At 56.4% G+C, this 16,165-nt stretch carries 13 protein-coding genes; 6 read left to right on the top strand and 7 right to left on the bottom strand.

Annotation, left to right across the window (positions count from 1 at the left end):
* The first annotated feature begins 216 nt into the window (after nucleotides 1-216).
* The 6 genes from ACR0DT_RS16045 to ACR0DT_RS16020 all read left to right on the top strand — a co-directional run bounded on the left by ACR0DT_RS16045 (nucleotide 217) and on the right by ACR0DT_RS16020 (nucleotide 7,987).
* Entirely contained in the window at nucleotides 217-2,388 is a 2,172-nt protein-coding gene (locus ACR0DT_RS16045) for a serine/threonine protein kinase (protein ID WP_480711727.1), read from the top strand.
* Between the two features lie 210 nt (nucleotides 2,389-2,598).
* A complete protein-coding gene (locus ACR0DT_RS16040; RefSeq protein WP_480711726.1) occupies nucleotides 2,599-3,612 on the top strand; it encodes an FHA domain-containing protein in 1,014 nt (337 codons plus the stop codon).
* Nucleotides 3,613-3,615: 3 nt separating this feature from the next.
* A complete protein-coding gene (locus ACR0DT_RS16035) occupies nucleotides 3,616-4,401 on the top strand; it encodes a PP2C family protein-serine/threonine phosphatase (protein WP_480711725.1) in 786 nt (261 codons plus the stop codon).
* Nucleotides 4,402-4,423: 22 nt separating this feature from the next.
* A complete protein-coding gene (locus ACR0DT_RS16030) occupies nucleotides 4,424-5,686 on the top strand; it encodes a substrate-binding periplasmic protein (protein WP_480711724.1) in 1,263 nt (420 codons plus the stop codon).
* A gap of 44 nt (nucleotides 5,687-5,730) precedes the next feature.
* The gene (locus ACR0DT_RS16025; RefSeq protein WP_480711723.1) at nucleotides 5,731-6,840 is read left to right on the top strand and encodes a LysM peptidoglycan-binding domain-containing protein; all 1,110 of its coding nucleotides are present in this window, start codon (nucleotides 5,731-5,733) and stop codon (nucleotides 6,838-6,840) included.
* 40 nt (nucleotides 6,841-6,880) lie between these two features.
* A complete protein-coding gene (locus tag ACR0DT_RS16020) occupies nucleotides 6,881-7,987 on the top strand; it encodes a peptidoglycan-binding protein LysM (protein WP_480711722.1) in 1,107 nt (368 codons plus the stop codon).
* Nucleotides 7,988-8,276: 289 nt separating this feature from the next.
* Here the strand turns inward: ACR0DT_RS16020 and ACR0DT_RS16015 are convergent, their stop codons facing one another.
* From ACR0DT_RS16015 to ACR0DT_RS15985, 7 genes are all read right to left on the bottom strand, one after another.
* Nucleotides 8,277-10,490, bottom strand: coding sequence for an NADP-dependent isocitrate dehydrogenase (locus tag ACR0DT_RS16015; RefSeq protein ID WP_480711721.1), 2,214 nt, complete (start codon nucleotides 10,488-10,490; stop codon nucleotides 8,277-8,279).
* A gap of 231 nt (nucleotides 10,491-10,721) precedes the next feature.
* Entirely contained in the window at nucleotides 10,722-11,156 is a 435-nt protein-coding gene (locus tag ACR0DT_RS16010) for a hypothetical protein (RefSeq protein ID WP_480711720.1), read from the bottom strand.
* A 6-nt stretch (nucleotides 11,157-11,162) separates the two neighbouring features.
* Nucleotides 11,163-11,888: a tetratricopeptide repeat protein gene (locus tag ACR0DT_RS16005; RefSeq protein WP_480711719.1), complete on the bottom strand. Its 726-nt coding sequence runs from the start codon at nucleotides 11,886-11,888 to the stop codon at nucleotides 11,163-11,165.
* Between the two features lie 101 nt (nucleotides 11,889-11,989).
* On the bottom strand, nucleotides 11,990-13,015 hold the full coding sequence (locus ACR0DT_RS16000; RefSeq protein WP_480711718.1) for a trans-3-hydroxy-L-proline dehydratase: 1,026 nt from the start codon (nucleotides 13,013-13,015) through the stop codon (nucleotides 11,990-11,992).
* Nucleotides 13,016-13,024: 9 nt separating this feature from the next.
* The gene (locus ACR0DT_RS15995) at nucleotides 13,025-14,263 is read right to left on the bottom strand and encodes an NAD(P)/FAD-dependent oxidoreductase (protein WP_480711717.1); all 1,239 of its coding nucleotides are present in this window, start codon (nucleotides 14,261-14,263) and stop codon (nucleotides 13,025-13,027) included.
* A complete protein-coding gene (locus ACR0DT_RS15990; RefSeq protein WP_480711716.1) occupies nucleotides 14,260-15,192 on the bottom strand; it encodes a 4-hydroxyproline epimerase in 933 nt (310 codons plus the stop codon). The genes ACR0DT_RS15995 and ACR0DT_RS15990 overlap by 4 nt, the downstream gene beginning before the upstream one ends.
* Nucleotides 15,183-16,142, bottom strand: a complete 960-nt coding sequence (locus ACR0DT_RS15985) for a dihydrodipicolinate synthase family protein (RefSeq protein ID WP_480711715.1) — start codon at nucleotides 16,140-16,142, stop codon at nucleotides 15,183-15,185. The genes ACR0DT_RS15990 and ACR0DT_RS15985 overlap by 10 nt, the downstream gene beginning before the upstream one ends.
* Nucleotides 16,143-16,165: the final 23 nt, after the last annotated feature.

Genomic DNA, 16,165 nt, shown 5'->3' with positions numbered 1-16,165 from the left:
GCTGTTTTTCAATATATAGACGCAGAAATTCATCAAAACACTACATGTTGTTTATGGTCAAAAACGATCCATAGTGAAGCCATGAGGCGGCCCCAATAAAGTCAAATTTGAAACGTCTAACCGTCTCAAGTGTCCTGCGGTTGTGTTTGGTTGTGAGTTCGGGGCGATTTGACCCAGTTGGTTTAACCGCAAAACGATCAGAACGGGCGGAAAGAAATGAGCCACAACCAGGCGGTCGGTGCATCGCACGACGAACCGAAAATTGAAGGGCTTCAACCCGGCGCAAAACTGTTGCGCGGTCAGTATGAAATCCTGCGTTTCCTAAGCAATGGCGGCTTTGGGATCACCTATCTGGCCCGCGACAGCCTTGAACGCGATGTGGTGATCAAAGAATGCTATCCGGGCGCTTTGTGTCACCGTAACGGCGACACGGTCGAGCCCGCCGATCCAGATCACAAAGACGATCTCCGCGCCATCATCGACTTGTTCATTCAAGAAGCACGCAACCACGCGCGCCTGGTGCATCCCAATATCGTCGATGTCCATCAGGTCTTTGAAGACAACAATACCGCCTATATCGCGATGGATTTCATCAAAGGATGCGATCTGCTGGATTACGTCGAAAACTCGGACAACAAGGCCGGTCCGGATTTCATCGTACAGGTGACAGAAAAGATGCTGTCAGCAGTGTCTTTCATCCACCAAAGCGGGATGCTGCACCGCGACATCTCGCCCGACAACATCCTGATCGACGAAAACGGCGATCCGGTTCTGATCGACTTTGGCGCTGCGCGCGAGCAAGCGGCGCATCAATCGGCGGCTCTGTTGACCCTGCGGGTGATCAAGGACGGATATTCGCCCCACGAATTCTATGTGCGCGGCGCCGATCAGGGGCCCAGCAGCGACCTCTATGTTCTGGCAGCCACCCTGTATCACGCGATCAGCGGCGAGCGTCCGATTGACGGCCAGACTCGCCTGAACGCATTCAACAACGGCCAAAACGACCCATATACCCCGCTGGCGGGACAGTTCAAAGGTTATCCGGACGGGTTCCTCGAGGCGATCGACAAGGCGATGGAGGTGCACACCACCGACCGCCTGCAAAGCGCGTTGGACTGGCTGCGCATGTTCCGCGGTCCGGGCGTCATGTTCGATACCTTTGACTACCGTCCTGTTTCAGTCATCGTCGCAATGGACCGCAAAGATGAAGAAGTTGAAAAGGCCCGGATCAAGGCGGAGAGCGAAAACGCCGAGGCCGTGGTGACCGCCCTGCTGGCTGGCAATGCAGATCTTGCTTTAGGCAACGAAGATAAGGACGATGATGAGCTCGCCAAGTTCACCTCCAAGGAAGAAACACCTGTGGCTGTGGACACCGTGGTCAAAAGCGGATCGGGTGGCAGCGGTAAACTGGTCGCGGGCATCGCCGTTGTAGTGGCCGGTTTGGCCGCGGGCGGATATTTCCTGATGTCCGGCGAAAAAACAGAACCGACACAGGATACCGCAGTCGTTACCGAGCCCGCGGCGTCTGAGACGGCAGCACCTGTCGAGCAGGTAGCCGAAACCCAAGCACCTGTTGAACAGGTCGCTGAAACCGAAGCCCCTGCTGAGCAGGTGGCTGAGATCGAAACTGCGCCGGAACAGGTTGAACCGGCGCCCGTTAAGGCAGAACCCACTCCGGCGCCTGTCGAGCAGACACAGGCCGCATCGGCTGAAACAGAAGAGGCGCAAGCCCAGACAGCCGAATCCACACTCGTCGCACCTTCACCTGAATCGGCAGGGACCCCGGCAGAAGCGCAAGTTGCCTTCTCGCATTGGGATGTCGAAATTCCGTTCCAGATATCTCGACGTCGCGCATCCACGGGCAGCGTCATCGCTGTAACTGGCGTTGACCCGGCACAGGACATGTCGGTTATCGGTGACTGGATCAAACGCGGTGCTGCGATCTATACCCTGAACGGCGAGCCTATTCGTGAGAATGCAAGCTTCGCCGCGCAGGTACTGGATGATCTGTCCGTTGATCCCGACGGGTACATCCGCGTGACAGCGCGCTATCGCCCGCTAGGTGAGACCCTGGCCAAAAACGGCTTGCTGGCCCTGCCCGCCATCCGCATGGTCGGCCTGGAAAACGGCTTTGGGTTTACCGTACGCAATGAAGGCGGTCAGGGGTGGCAGACCGTCGTCACCACCGTCCCCGTCGATGCAGCAGGAAGCCTTCGGAATGGGGACGTTCTGATTTCGGATTCACAGACCGGGGCTGTCCTGAACGAACAAGAGAGCCTGGATACTCTGCTGAAAACCCTTGTCTCAGATAATCAGTCCCAGGCCCGCCTGACCGTATCGCGCAACGGCGCCGAAACGGCTGCCGTCATGCAGCTAGCGCAGGAGTAATCTGACCGGTTCGTAAGTGATCTACCGCAATGTGAAAGCTGAGGGTGGCGCCCGGAAATCCGCCACCCTGACGGGAACCGGCCCGTCGCGGTAGGTAAAAGTTGGTTTGGTTTCCAGATTGTTAGTGCCGTTGTGCCGATGCGCGCAGAGGCGATTAGTAGCCCCCCACAGGAAAACAATCCTGTGTCAGAAAGCAAAGGTGTCGACACCATGTTCAAATATAAAAGCCCTCTCAGCCGGCTTCTCGAAGGTGCCGGCAAACCCAAAGAAGAAACCGAAGTTGAAGTGGTCGCCGAAGAAACTGCAGAGCCCGAGGCTGAAAAACCCCAGCCGATCGCGGATTTCAATGCGCTGCGCAATGCTCTAGCCGGTGGCAACATGTCATCTGAAGCCTACGAAGACACTGACGAGCTGATCCCTGAAGAGGACATGCCCGAGTTTTCCGACGAGCAGGACGAAACTGCTGCGGAAGACGTAGTGGTGACCGAAGTTGTAGAAGAGACGCAGGACAACATCTTTGAGACACCCGAGTCCCCGTCCGAACTTGAAGAGCCGGTCGTGACGCTACACATCGCAACCGACGAAGAACCCGTTCAGGCCGAGGCACCGCAGGAAGAATCCGTTATCGAGGTTGTTGTTGAAACACTCGAAACTGCTCAGCCCGAACCGGTTGAACCTGCTCAACCCGAACTAGTTTCGGAAATCTCACCTGAACCAGAAATTACACCCGAACCGCCGCAGCCAGTGCAAACCCCTGCCGCTGAGGACCGTCGCGGTCGCGTCAAGACCACGTTTCTTGGCTTTGAACGCGCGGACACGCATGTTCAGGAAATGATCGAAAGCGCAGAGCCGGTGGCCAAGACCGAAACTGCGCAGGAAACCTTCCCCGTGGGTTGGCTAGTTGTGACCGCTGGTCCAGGACGTGGTTCGTGCATCACTTTAACCGAAGGTCTGATGCAGATTGGCCGCAACGATGATCAGGCCATTCAACTGGACTTTGGTGACACCGGTATTTCGCGCAGCAATCATGCCGTGATTGCTTATGATCCAGAAGATCGCAAATGCTATCTGGGTCATGGCGGCAAGGCCAATCTGGTTCGTCTGAATGGCAAGCCCGTACTCAGCACCGTGGCGCTGTCCAGCGGGGACCTGATCCGGATCAGCGAAACATCAATCCGGTTTGCCGCCTTCTGTGACGACGGCTTTGACTGGCGGGATGCCTGATAGATGCTGGCGCAACCGGCATATGATATTGCACTGATCCTGGACAAGGGTCAGCGCGACACGCAGGAAGACGCGGTCGCAGCGCGTATGTTCGATGCAGCCAATGCCAGCTATGCAGTTGTCGCTGACGGTATGGGCGGACACGCGGCAGGCGAAGTAGCATCAGAACTGGTGATCGCCGCCTGGCGCGAAGCGCTGGATGCTGAACTTGATGGCACTACCCCGACCGAAAGCGCAGCAATCGACGCATTGCCCATGGCTGCTATGCAGGCCAATGCGGCTATCGCCGCTCATTGTGAGGAAAAAGGTGATGGCCTCAACATGGGGTCGACTTTGTTGGGTGTGCTTTTGCTGGACCAGCGCCTGTTCTGGATTTCGATCGGTGATAGCCCATTGTACCTGTTCCGCGACGGGGTTTTGCGCCAGATCAACGAAGATCATTCAATGGCTCCGGTCATTGATGCAAAGGTGGCCCAGGGCACTTTGACCGAGGCTGAAGCGCAGGTCCATCCGGACCGTAATCAGCTGACATCGGTGATCATGGGGGCTGCAATTCCCAAAGTCGATTGCCCCGAAGAGCCGCTGCATCTGACCGCTGATGATGTGCTGATCCTGGGCAGTGACGGGCTGCAATTTCTCAGCGATGCAGAAATTCAGACCATTGTGCGAGCCAATGTGCACGCTTGGTCGCAGGACATCGCCGATGCGCTGTGGCAGGCCCTTCACGCCAAGGGCGACCCGGATCAGGACAATGCCTCGATCGGCGTTGTGAGACTAACAAGAAACTAACTAAGGCAAAGTTACAGGACCCATGAAACCTCATCTGTTCATATCCAGCCTGGCACTGGCTGCCGCGGCCGGAGCCGCCTCGGCGCAAGAGGCATGCTCGACCTACGAAATCCAATCGGGCGACAGCCTGCGCGAGTTGACGATCGAAGTCTATTCGACCGAGGATTTCCGTATCATCTTTGACGCCAACCGAGACGTGATCGGCAATAACCCGAACATCATCCGCGTGGGTGATGTTCTGAACCTGCCTTGTCTGGAAGATATCGGACGTGCGCCGAATGTTCCGCAAACCGAAGCCGAGGCCATGGCAGCCGAGATGGCGGCCGAACTGGTTGAAGCCGCCGAAAAGCGCGCGGCCAAAGCCATAGCCGAGGCCGAGGCCCGCGTTGCCGAAGCAAAGGCCGAAGCAAAAAAGGCCAGCGAGGATGCCGTGATTGCGGCCAAAGCCGCCGCCGGTGAAGAAATCGAAGCTGCCCGTGCCGAAGGCGCCGCGCTGATCCGCAACGCGAATAGCGGAGAACGCCCCAATATCCGCGATCGCCAATTACTGCTGATCACCGGCGGCAACTATGCGCCCTTCACGGACGAAGCCCTGCCCCATCGCGGCCTGTATACCAACCTGGTTGAAACCGCGATGCTGCGGGCTGCGCCTGAGCAAGCCTATAAGATTCAGTTCGTCAACGACTGGTCCTCGCATCTGGACCTGCTGATGCCGACACTGGCCTTTGACGGCACCTTCCCCTGGTCGCGCCCCAATTGCGAAGAGCCCGAGGCACTGTCGGAAAAAGATCGTGCACGATGCGAAACCTACAATTTCTCGAACCCGTTCTACGAGGTCGTGGACACCTTTTTTGCCCGTGCAGGATCGGGCTATGAAGAAACGCTGACCTATGCCGATTTTGCGGGCACCACGATCTGCCGCCCTGAGGGCTGGTCACTGTCGCATATGGATGCGGTGGGACTGTACGAACCCGCAATCACGCTGATGCGCCCGGTGTCTCCGGATGACTGCTTTCACGCGGTTATGGAAGGCACCGCAGATATCGCCGCGATCGAGGCCCACCTAGCCGTCGGAACAATCAGCCGCCTCGGCTATGAGCACCGTATTCTCGAAAACCCCAACCTAGCGGCGATCAAGTCGCTTAACGTCATGACCCACAAAGATAATCCGGATGGGGAAGCGATCCTTGAGACGCTTAACCAGGGTCTGGCGATCATGCAGCAATCTGGCGAATGGCGTGACATCGTTTCGACCGCTCTGCGCCATCAAATGGAAAACGGCTGAAACGACAAAAAGCCTTCTCAAATTCAATCTGGAGAAACTAAAGAATGCCCGAACTACAGCTCCACAATGTTGTGATGACAACTGCTGCCGTCATCGCTCTAAGCGCCGGAGCCGCTGCCGCCCAGCAAGCGTGTACGAATTACACCGTACAAGATGGTGACACGATGGCCACCATTGCGATTGCTGCATACGGTACGTCGAACTACCAACCTATCTTCAACGCAAACCGCGAGAATATTAACAATCCGAACGCGTTGACCCCCGGGCTGTCTCTTGTGCTTCCCTGTGAAGACGGGAGCCTGCCGAACGGTCAAAGTGCGCGCGACATTATCGCGGCACAGCAACAACGGTACGCCAACTCTTCCTCGCAAGGCGCGTTTAAACAACCGATCAAACTGGTGACAGGAAACGGTTGGGCGCCTTTCGCAGACGAAACTCTGAACGGCGGCGGTTTTATCACCCGACTGGGCACCACGACCCTGCAACGCGCCGGTAACAACGAGCAATACTCGATCAGCTTCGTTGACGACTGGAATTCGCACATCGAAACACTGTTGCCTCTGGGCGCATTCGACATTTCGATGGCCTGGAACATCCCGGACTGCACCAACAGAAGCTACGAATGGTCCTGGGAAACCGAGATCCGCTGCACTCAGTTCCACGCATCGGCGCCGGTCTATGACATCGTTTTTGGTTTCTACAGCTTGCCCGAAAGCCAGTATGCAGCAGCAACCAGCTTCGAAGATCTCCACGGCGCCACAATCTGCCGTATGGAAGGCTGGCCCTTGCACGATCTTGAGCAAGAAGGTTTGCGCCGCGACGAAACGATGACCGTGCTGCAACCGGCCACTGCGCGTGAGTGCCTTGATGCCGTCATTACCGGAACTGCGGACGTCGCCACGTTCGAGGTGCAACTGTTTGCAGATGCCATGAGCGGGATGGGGTTGAATACGAATGACATCGTTGAAAACCCCTATGTCTCAACACTGTCATCGCTGCGCTTCATTACCCACCGTTCCAATCCACAGGGTCAAAAGTACCTAGCCCTGATGAACAAAGGCCTGAACGAAATGCGGGAAACCGGGGAATGGTACGCCATCATCTCCGACACCCTGAATGAGCATAACCAACGACTGTTAGAGGCTACTAACTGAGGTCTCAGTTTCACATTCCAACTCGAGGGAGGAATAAAATATGCTAAAACAAAAACTCAACGCCAAAGTGACGACGGCTACGGCCGTCCTCACACTCACCGCAGGCGCAGCAGCAGCGCAGGAAGCCTGCACCAACTATACGGTCACGGATGGTGACACGATGGCCACCATCGCCATCGCGGCCTATGGCACCTCGAACTATCAGCCGATCTTCAACGCGAACCGCAACCTGATCACAAACCCGAACGATCTGGCCCCTGGTCTGGTTCTTGCCCTGCCTTGTGAAGACGGCAGCCTGCCAAACGGTCAGTCGGCCCAGGAAGTCATTGCCGCTGAAGAACAGCGTGCGGCAAGCGTCAAACGTTCGAATGTCTACGCACCGCCGATCAAAATGGTAGCCGGCAACGGGTGGGAACCGTTTACTACTGAGTCCCTGAACGGCGGCGGAATCATGACCCGCTTGGCGACAACCAGCCTTCAGCGCGCAGGCAACCAACGCGAATACTCGGTCAGTTTTGTTGACGATTGGAGCTCGCACCTGGAAACTCTGTTGCCGCTTGGAGCATTTGACATTTCGATCGCTTGGACTGTCCCTGACTGCACCAACAGGACCTATGAATGGTCTGATGAAACAACCGCTCGGTGTACACAGTTTGTCGCTTCGGTACCGGTCTATGACGTAGTCGGTGGATTTTATACGCTGCCGGAAAGCGAGTACGCGAGTGCGACCTCATTTGCAGATCTCGAAGGTTCCACTATCTGCCGTATGTCCGGTTGGAGCATGGTTGTGCTAGAGGAAGTTGGTCTAAACCGCGAGAACTCCAACGTCGTCCAGCCCAATTCGGCGCGTGAATGCCTCGATGCTATTTTGACCGGTACCGCAGACGTAGCGGCATTCGAAGTTGACCTGTTCGCCTCGACAATGAATGACATGGGCCTGACTTCGGCTGACATCGTTGAAAACCCATATGTGTCCACCTTGTCATCAATGAGCTTCCTGGCGCACCGCACCAACCCGTTCGCTCGCGAATATATTGCGATGATGAACAAAGGCCTGATCGAGATGCGTGAATCCGGAGAATGGTACGCGATCATCTCAGACACCCTGCGCGAACAGAACGAAAAGCTGAACGCAGCGTCGAACTGATCTTTCAGTTCACTTGAAATCTTTTGGGCTGGTCTGAGGACCGGCCCTTTTTTGTCGAGGCGCGGAATTTCGGTCAAAGATTTGGGATGGATTGCGTCAAATGACGAGGATACGGGAATCCCCCAATATCGAAAATTATCTGGGGTGATATTTTGGAATCAACAATACCGGAGAGGCGCAGCCTCCCCACTCACTCAAAAAGGGCCGGCTTTGGGGGTCGGCCCTTTTTTCTATTCAAAACCTTATTCTAAGGTCAAAAAGCCACGCCAATTGACGTGGCTTTTTGCATTCAACCGATGATGGCATTCAAAGTCGCGCTGGGGCGCATCACAGCGGCAGCCTTGGCTGGATCGGTGTGGTAGTACCCACCCAGATCGGCCGGCGCGCCTTGCGCAGCGGCCAGTTCACCCAGTATCTGACCTTCCTTATCGGCCAGCTCTTTGGCGATTGGCGCAAACTCGGTCGCCAAATCGGCATCGTCGGACTGCGCCGCCAGAGCCTCGGCCCAGTACAGCGCAAACCAATAGTGGCTGTCGCGGTTGTCGGGCTGGCCAACTTTACGGCTGGGCGACTTGTTGTTGTCCAGAATGCCCTGCGTTGCGGACTCGGCCGCGGCACCCAGAACGCCTGCCTTGGCGTTGCCCTTGCTGTCGGCCAGGAAGTTCAGCGATTCACCCAACGCGCAGAACTCACCCATCGAATCCCAACGCAGGTGGTTTTCTTCAACCAATTGCTGCACGTGTTTCGGGGCCGAACCACCCGCACCGGTTTCAAACAGACCGCCGCCATTCATCAGTTTGACAATGGACAGCATCTTGGCCGAGGTGCCCAGTTCCAGGATCGGGAAAAGGTCGGTCAGATAATCGCGCAGTACATTGCCGGTGATGGCTATCGAATCCTTGCCAGCGGTGATCGTCTGCAAACTTTGCTGAGTTGCTTCGCGCGGAGCCATGACCAGGAACTTGTCGGCCACGCCAGCCGCCTCAAGCGCAGGCTTGACGTATTTGATCAGTTCGGCATCGTGGGCGCGATTTGCGTCCAGCCAGAAGATCGCCTCGGAACCGGTCAGACGCTGACGGTCCAGCGCCAGTTGAATCCAGTTCTCGATCGGAGCTTTCTTCACGGTGCAGGCACGCCAGATATCACCGGCCTCTACCTCATGCGACAACAGAACATCACCACTTGCCAGCACGATACGGATGGTCCCGTCTGCCGGTGCTTCGAACGTGGTCGGGTGCGAGCCGTATTCCTCGGCCTTTTGCGCCATTAGACCAACGTTGGCGACCGCACCAGCAGTGGCAGGATTCAGCGCGCCATTGGCTTTGAAAAAATTGATGGCCTCGTCATAGACACCGGCATAGCAACGGTCAGGGATCACACAGTTGGTGTCGCCCTTGGCACCGGTCTCATCCCAGCCCTTGCCGCCCGCGCGGATTACGGCGGGCATCGAGGCATCGATGATTACATCCGACGGCACGTGCAGGTTGGTGATACCCTTGTCGCTGTCGACCATGTACATGGATGGACGGTCGCCTTTCAGGGCGTCAATGGCCGCCACGATCTCGGCGTTGTCCTTGACGCGGTCCAGCAGATCACCCAGACCCGAGTTCGGGTTCACACCCAGCGCGTCCAGTTCCGCGCCGAATTTCTCGAACACCGGTGCCAACCAAGCTTTGACGGCATAGCCAAAGATGATCGGGTCTGACACTTTCATCATGGTCGCTTTCAAATGCAGCGAGAACATGGTGCCGTCACTCTTGGTGTCTTCAATGGCCTTGGCCAGGAAGGCGGACAGAGCTTTGACCGACATGAAGGTCGCGTCAGCAACGGTGCCTTCAGCCAGTGGCCAGTGATCTTTCAGAACAGTTACGCTGCTGTCTTTACCGACGAATTCGATCTTTGCGTCGCCCGCTTGCGCAGCGGTGATAGTGGCCGATTTTTCGTTGGCATAGAAATCATTGCCCGACATCGACGACACTTTGGTCTTGCTGTCAGCAGCCCATTCACCCATCGAATGCGGGTTTTTCTGAGCATAGTTTTTAACAGCCTTTGCGGCACGACGGTCGCTGTTGCCTTCCCGCAGAACAGGGTTCACGGCCGAGCCCTTGATGGCGTCATAGCGCGCGCGGATCGCCTTTTCCGCCTCGGTCGAAGGTTCTTCGGGGTAATGTGGAATATCGTAGCCCTGCGATTGCAGTTCTTCGATGGCAGCCGCCAGCTGTGGCACCGAAGCCGAAATATTCGGCAGCTTGATCACATTGGCCTCGGGTGTCTTCACCAGTTCACCCAATGCGGCCAAATCGTCGGTGATACGCTGCTCATCCGTCAGGTTTTCGGGGAAGGTTGCAAGTATACGTCCTGCCAGCGAGATGTCCTTTGTGCCGACGCTGACACCCGCCGCCGAAGCGAATTTGCGAATGATGGGCAGGAAGGACGCGCTGGCCAGCTCGGGCGCTTCGTCTACAATGGTATACAATATATCGAAGTTCGATTTTTCTGCCATATTCTTTTACCTTTTTTCACCTTTCGGGGCGTGGGATCCAAGAGAGTGCCACAATTGCGTGGCTTGACATAAGGCGCGATTTTCCTGCCGCGCCAATGGTAACTCTGATTTGACAGGAACTCCCTTAAATCAGGTTGGCCTTGGGATCAATCGTCTAGTGGGGGCGCAAATTGACACGGGGTTGAGAAAACCCGTGGTTGTTGAAACATTCAGCAGTTTAGTTAGGCCTAACTAAATCTTTTCCAAATCGTGCGGCACCGCGCTTACAGGGCGAAACCTTAGCGGATCCAACAATCTGCCAGCATGTAAGACGCAGTCGGCAATCACTTTTTTGAGATGCTCATTTGAACTGTCATATGCTTTGCGTGTAAATGATATTCCTTGGTCGGCGAAGGCATCCAGTATTTCTCTTCGTCCTTTATATCCAAAGGATGGCAAAGCGTTTTCCAACTCTGGCACCGCTAAGTCCGGCCGCCCCAAAACTGCGTAGAGATGGCCGCGGAGCATCATTTCTTTTTTGTTTCTCCACAAATACCATTCGATGGCATTGTAGAACCACCGCTTTATGACAATGCCTTTCTTTGTGCCATCATCTTCATTCTGATATGCAGCAAGCTTTTGAACGTATTCTATCCCTTTCCTTTCATCACCTATCTCGAGGTGCACACGGGCTTATAACCGCAGCACTGTCTTGATGTCGGACGTCAACCGTTCAACTTCTGACACAGCCGCCAACGCGGTAAGGTAATCACGGGCATAGCTAAGATGATATTCCACAAGCAGCTCGTAGGCCCAAACCTGTTCTGGCCAGCGCACTGAAGTCTGGTCCAAAAAAGTCTTTAAACCATCTTTTCCGTCTTCTTGATTTAGCAAATAGGCAATTGCATAAGCGCATTTTCGGCTATCAGGCTTAATATCAAGCACCCGTTCATACTCTAGAACAGCCTCAGCAAATCTTCCTTGTCTTTCATCAATTTCCGACTTTCCAAGCAACGCATTCGTGTTGTCTGGATCTATCGACAACGTTTTTACGTAGTCGGCTACAGCCGCTTCGCTGTTTCCCTGAGCGTCTAAAGCTATAGCATGCCTCAGAAACGCAATCGCATCTTTGGATCGTAAAGCCAGTGCCTGAGCATAGTCCGAAATGGCGTTCTTGTACTGGCGATCGCAGTAAAAGGCCCAACCACGTGCCCTAAACAGTGTGCTTTTGTGCACCGGAGTGAGCCCCTCAACCTCCATCAACGTGGTGTACGCGCCGACTACGTGGGATGTGCCTCCTTTGTTCCCGAGACATGATGCGGTTAGCTTTGTGTATTTCGCTTCTGATCTGGATGGAGAGTTAAACGACAACACCAAGGCGGCAATCACAACAATCAGGGCAGCAATACGTAAATGCATCAAGGCTCTTTTGGGTCATTGGCACTCACCTTAAGGTGGTGGTTTCTAAATCAACCACAAGAGGAGCGATCTGCCAATTGACTGTAAATAGGGCATAAAGATCACACACCCCACGTGTCGCTTAGCCGATACCCACTAGGCCAGGGATCGTCCGGGTCCAGCATGTGCTGATGGGTGCCGGTAATCCAGCCGCGACCGCTGATCTCGGGGACAATGGCCGGGCGGTCGCCGACGCGGGTTTCTTCGAAAATCCGACCGATAAAGCGAGAGCCGATGATCGAGACCGCCTCGAAGGTTTGCCCGACCGTCATCTGCCCCTTTGCCGCCATCAGCGCCATGCGTGCCGACACCGCTGTGCCGGTGGGCGAACGGTCGACCTTGCCCGGCTGGATGGCCACGGCCGATTTGCCGGTCATTCCGATTTCGTTGGCTTTAAGCGGACCGCAAAAGGCACAAAACGAAATGTGGTTCCAGTCCGGGTTCTGAGGATGGACAAAGCCAAGCTGTTCATTGGCAGCGTTCGTAATCGCCACACCGATGCGCGCGATGTCGCGGGCCTCGCTTTCGACGATCTCGACCCCAAGTGCGGCGGCATCAACCACAACAAAGCTGTCGCCGCCATAGGCCGTATCCACGGTCAAAGTGCCGATACCCGGAATCTCCAATGGCACCGCAATCTTGTCGGCGAAACTGGGCAGGTTCTGCACGTGGATACGCTCGGCCTTGCCGTGTCGGCATTCGGCCCGGACACGTACTAACCCGCCCGGAGCCTCGAGCGTTATCCGGGTTTCGGGCTCCTGCATTGGGACAATCCCTCCATCCAGCAGCACAGTGGACACGCAGATCGAGTTCGATCCGGACATGGGCGGCGTGTCTTCGGGCTCCATGATGATAAAGGCAGCATCAGCCTCAGGGTGTTTGGGCGGCACCAACAGATTGACATGGCGGAACACTCCGCCGCGGGGTTCGTTCAGTACGAAATTGCGCAGAGTCTGATCCCGGGCAATGAATGCGCGCTGATCCCATAGGGTTTCGCCCGGCGGTGGCTGGACCCCACCGACAATAACATCCCCCACTTCACCTTCTGCATGGGCCGAGATCACGTGGATGGTTTTGATGCTGCGCATGTCTTGTCCTTAAAACCGGGTAGCGGAGAAAGGGATCAGTGAAATCTGAGGGGGCTGCCCGTCAATCAAAGCACCGACCAGTTCGGCCGTTCCCGCCGCTTGCGTCAGACCCAGATGGCCGTGGCCAAAAGCATAGATGACATTTTGCGCCTTTGGCGAGGCTCCGATCACCGGCAGGCTATCTGGCAGAGACGGGCGAAACCCCATCCACTGTGCCCCCCCATCGATGTTCAATCCGGGCAGAAATTGCGCGGCCTTCTTTAGCAACGTATCGGCCCGTTTGTAGTTCGGTGGCAGGGTCAAGCCGCCCAATTCGACCGCTCCGCCGATCCGTACACCGCCATTGATCCGAGTGGCAACAAACCCGTGGCCTGAGAATGTCAGGTGCATGCGGAGGTCAAACGCGCCTGCGGGCAATGTGGTGTTATAGCCGCGCTCAGTTTCAAGCGGAATGTGATCGCCCAGGGTTCGGGCAAGGTGATGTGACCACGCGCCTGCGCACAGGACAATTTTTTCCGCCTTGATTTCACCGTCTGCGGTCGTGATCCGCACGATGCCATCAAAAGAGGTTAGTGCGCGGATCTCTTGAATTTCAATCTCTCCACCCCGATCGCGAAAGGTCTGAGCCAGATGGTTGACCCATTTCTTCGGGTCGACGGTGTTCATCCAGTTCGGCGTAAAACCTGCGTGGGTAAAACGGGGGCTCAGGCCAGGTTGTTTTTCGGCAATTGCTGCGCGGCCTTCCAGCAGTTCAAACTCGATCCCATGTTGCCGCCGCAGTTCCCACGCGGGCAGGCTGGCGCGGAATTCCGCTTCGCTTTCATACAGCTGCATCTGCCCGTCGCGCTGCAACATGGGTTCACCGTCAACATCGGCGATCAGGCGGGTCAGCGCGGCAGCAGAATGTTCCATCAGGCTGGCCTGAGCACTCAGATGGTTTTGATAGGACCCCGCACGGCTTGCACGCCAGAACCGAAACATCCACGGCGCGATCTTCAAGGCATAGCTGGGCGGGATGGAGAGCGGCCCCAGTGGGTCCAACAACCATTTTGGCGCTTTCCACAGGATGCCAGGAGTTGCCAGAGGTTCAACCTCGGAAAAGGCAAAAGCACCCGCGTTCCCGGCCGAGGCCTGTGCCGCGACGCCCTCTCGATCCAGAACCAGTACGGAATGACCGCAGCGTCGCAACTCCAGGGCCGTTGCGATGCCGATCACGCCAGCGCCAATCACAACGACCTGAGGGGTCATAAGTTGATGCCCATCTTGAAGGGATCATTTTCATCAAAGATCAGCTTCGCTTCGGCCATGATATGGGCCTGACCAGTGATTGACGGGATGACGCCACCGTTCGCTCCGCGCTGATAGGACAGGCGATAGGCGCTGCCGATGACACTGTGTTGCACGATCTCTTCGCCAGGTTTCAGCAGCCCATCTGCGGCCAGACAGGCCAGCCGCGCTGAACTTCCGGTGCCGCACGGGGACCGGTCATAATTGTCGTCCGGACACAGAACAAAGTTGCGGCTGTGGACGCCTGAATCTGGTGAAGCATCCTGAAAGACGACGTGGTCTATCGGATCGCCCTGCTCTCCGCCAATCCCTTGCGCAATTGAGGCCTCTCGAATCCCGATCGTCATATCGGTTAGCGCACGGATGTTACCGGTTTCCACCGGTATCGGGCTGGGATCGACGATGAAAAACCAGTTGCCTCCATAGGCCACATCCCCGGTCACTGCGCCATAGCCCGGCACATCCAGGGTCACGCCGCGATGTACCCGGCGGCTTTCGATATTCGTGACGGTGACGGTGTTGGCGTCGTGCAGCTCAACCGTAACTACCCCGGCAGGTGTTTCGATCCGATGTTGTCCTACACTGATCCGCCCCAGATGCGCCAGTGTAACGGTCAGCCCGATGGTGCCGTGGCCGCACATGCCTAGCACGGCATCCACGTCGAAATAGATCACGCCAGTGACGCAGGTGGTATCAACCGGCTCGACCAGCAGCGCGCCTACCATGGCGGGCTGTCCGCGAGGTTCCAGCATGATCGATCGGTAGAATGCCTCATGTTCTGTTGCCAACCAATGGGCGCGTTCGGCTAAAGAACCGGACCCCAGATCGGGTGCGCCGCTTAGGATGACCCGCGTCGGCTCACCCCCGGTGTGGCTGTCGATCACATGCATTCAGCGATCACCCCGCCCTGTTTGGACCAGTCAGCGAACCATGCGCGGAACAGATCGTATTGCTGTTCGCAATAGTTCCGCTGCGCATCGGTCAACTCGTCCGTTTCGTTAAAGTGCAAACGGTATTCCTGTTCTCCGTTCAGCACCAGAAGATGCTTGTAATACAGCACCAGATCCGGGCCTTCGTCAAAGCTGGACAGCACTTGGATCGCTTCGGTCAGTTCCTGTGCGCGCTGGCGGGCTTCGGCATCCCCTTGAGCCGCCTTTTTGGACAGCGCTGCCAGCAACAACGCCTCGCGCGGCAACGCGGTGCCGATCCCAGTGATCGACCCGGTCGCGCCGCAATTGACGAAGCCGTGGTAAACTTCGGTATCGACACCCACCATCAGGGTCACCTGATCATCCTGAGCGGTAATGTTTTCGGCCGCGTATCGCAGATCGTCCTTGCCGCCGAATTCCTTGAACCCAATCAGATTGGGATGTTCAGCGTGCAGGGCAAAAAACAGGTCCGCCCGCGTGGAAAACCCATAATACGGGCTGTTGTAAATAATCGCAGGTACATCGGGCGCTGCGGTCAGAATCGCCTTGAAATGGTTCTTTTGCGCGGTCGGAGAGCTGCCGCGCGACAACACGCGTGGGATCACCATCAAGCCAACAGCACCCATCTTTTGCGCATGGGCCGCATGGGCCACTGCTGATTTTGTATTGATCGCCCCGGTCCCGACCACAACCGGCAATCCTGCATCAATCAGTCGTTCGACGCCTTCCATGCGCTGCGCGTCGGTCAGCAGCGGCCAATCCCCCATCGAGCCGCAATAGACCACCGCCGACATGCCCGCATCGATCATCTGCCTTCCCTTGCGTACCAGCGCATCGAAATCAGGCGTCCGATCGGCCTTACAAGGGGTCATAAGCGCAGGCATGGTGCCGGTGAAAACATTGGTCGACATCGGAGCTATCCTTCCAGAATGCA

The sequence above is a fragment of the Ruegeria sp. BI11 genome (assembly GCF_056538005.1).
This window is presented reverse-complemented; position numbering and strand designations above follow the sequence as displayed.

Coding starts and splice junctions, on each gene's coding strand:
- ACR0DT_RS16000 (WP_480711718.1), bottom strand. CDS start 13,015: ATGCGCAGCATCAAAACCATCCACGTGATCTCGGCCCATGCAGAAGGT.
- ACR0DT_RS16005 (WP_480711719.1), bottom strand. CDS start 11,888: ATGCATTTACGTATTGCTGCCCTGATTGTTGTGATTGCCGCCTTGGTG.
- ACR0DT_RS16035 (WP_480711725.1), top strand. CDS start 3,616: ATGCTGGCGCAACCGGCATATGATATTGCACTGATCCTGGACAAGGGT.
- ACR0DT_RS16015 (WP_480711721.1), bottom strand. CDS start 10,490: ATGGCAGAAAAATCGAACTTCGATATATTGTATACCATTGTAGACGAA.
- ACR0DT_RS16040 (WP_480711726.1), top strand. CDS start 2,599: ATGTTCAAATATAAAAGCCCTCTCAGCCGGCTTCTCGAAGGTGCCGGC.
- ACR0DT_RS15990 (WP_480711716.1), bottom strand. CDS start 15,192: ATGCATGTGATCGACAGCCACACCGGGGGTGAGCCGACGCGGGTCATC.
- ACR0DT_RS16025 (WP_480711723.1), top strand. CDS start 5,731: ATGCCCGAACTACAGCTCCACAATGTTGTGATGACAACTGCTGCCGTC.
- ACR0DT_RS16045 (WP_480711727.1), top strand. CDS start 217: ATGAGCCACAACCAGGCGGTCGGTGCATCGCACGACGAACCGAAAATT.
- ACR0DT_RS15995 (WP_480711717.1), bottom strand. CDS start 14,263: ATGACCCCTCAGGTCGTTGTGATTGGCGCTGGCGTGATCGGCATCGCA.
- ACR0DT_RS16030 (WP_480711724.1), top strand. CDS start 4,424: ATGAAACCTCATCTGTTCATATCCAGCCTGGCACTGGCTGCCGCGGCC.
- ACR0DT_RS16020 (WP_480711722.1), top strand. CDS start 6,881: ATGCTAAAACAAAAACTCAACGCCAAAGTGACGACGGCTACGGCCGTC.
- ACR0DT_RS15985 (WP_480711715.1), bottom strand. CDS start 16,142: ATGTCGACCAATGTTTTCACCGGCACCATGCCTGCGCTTATGACCCCT.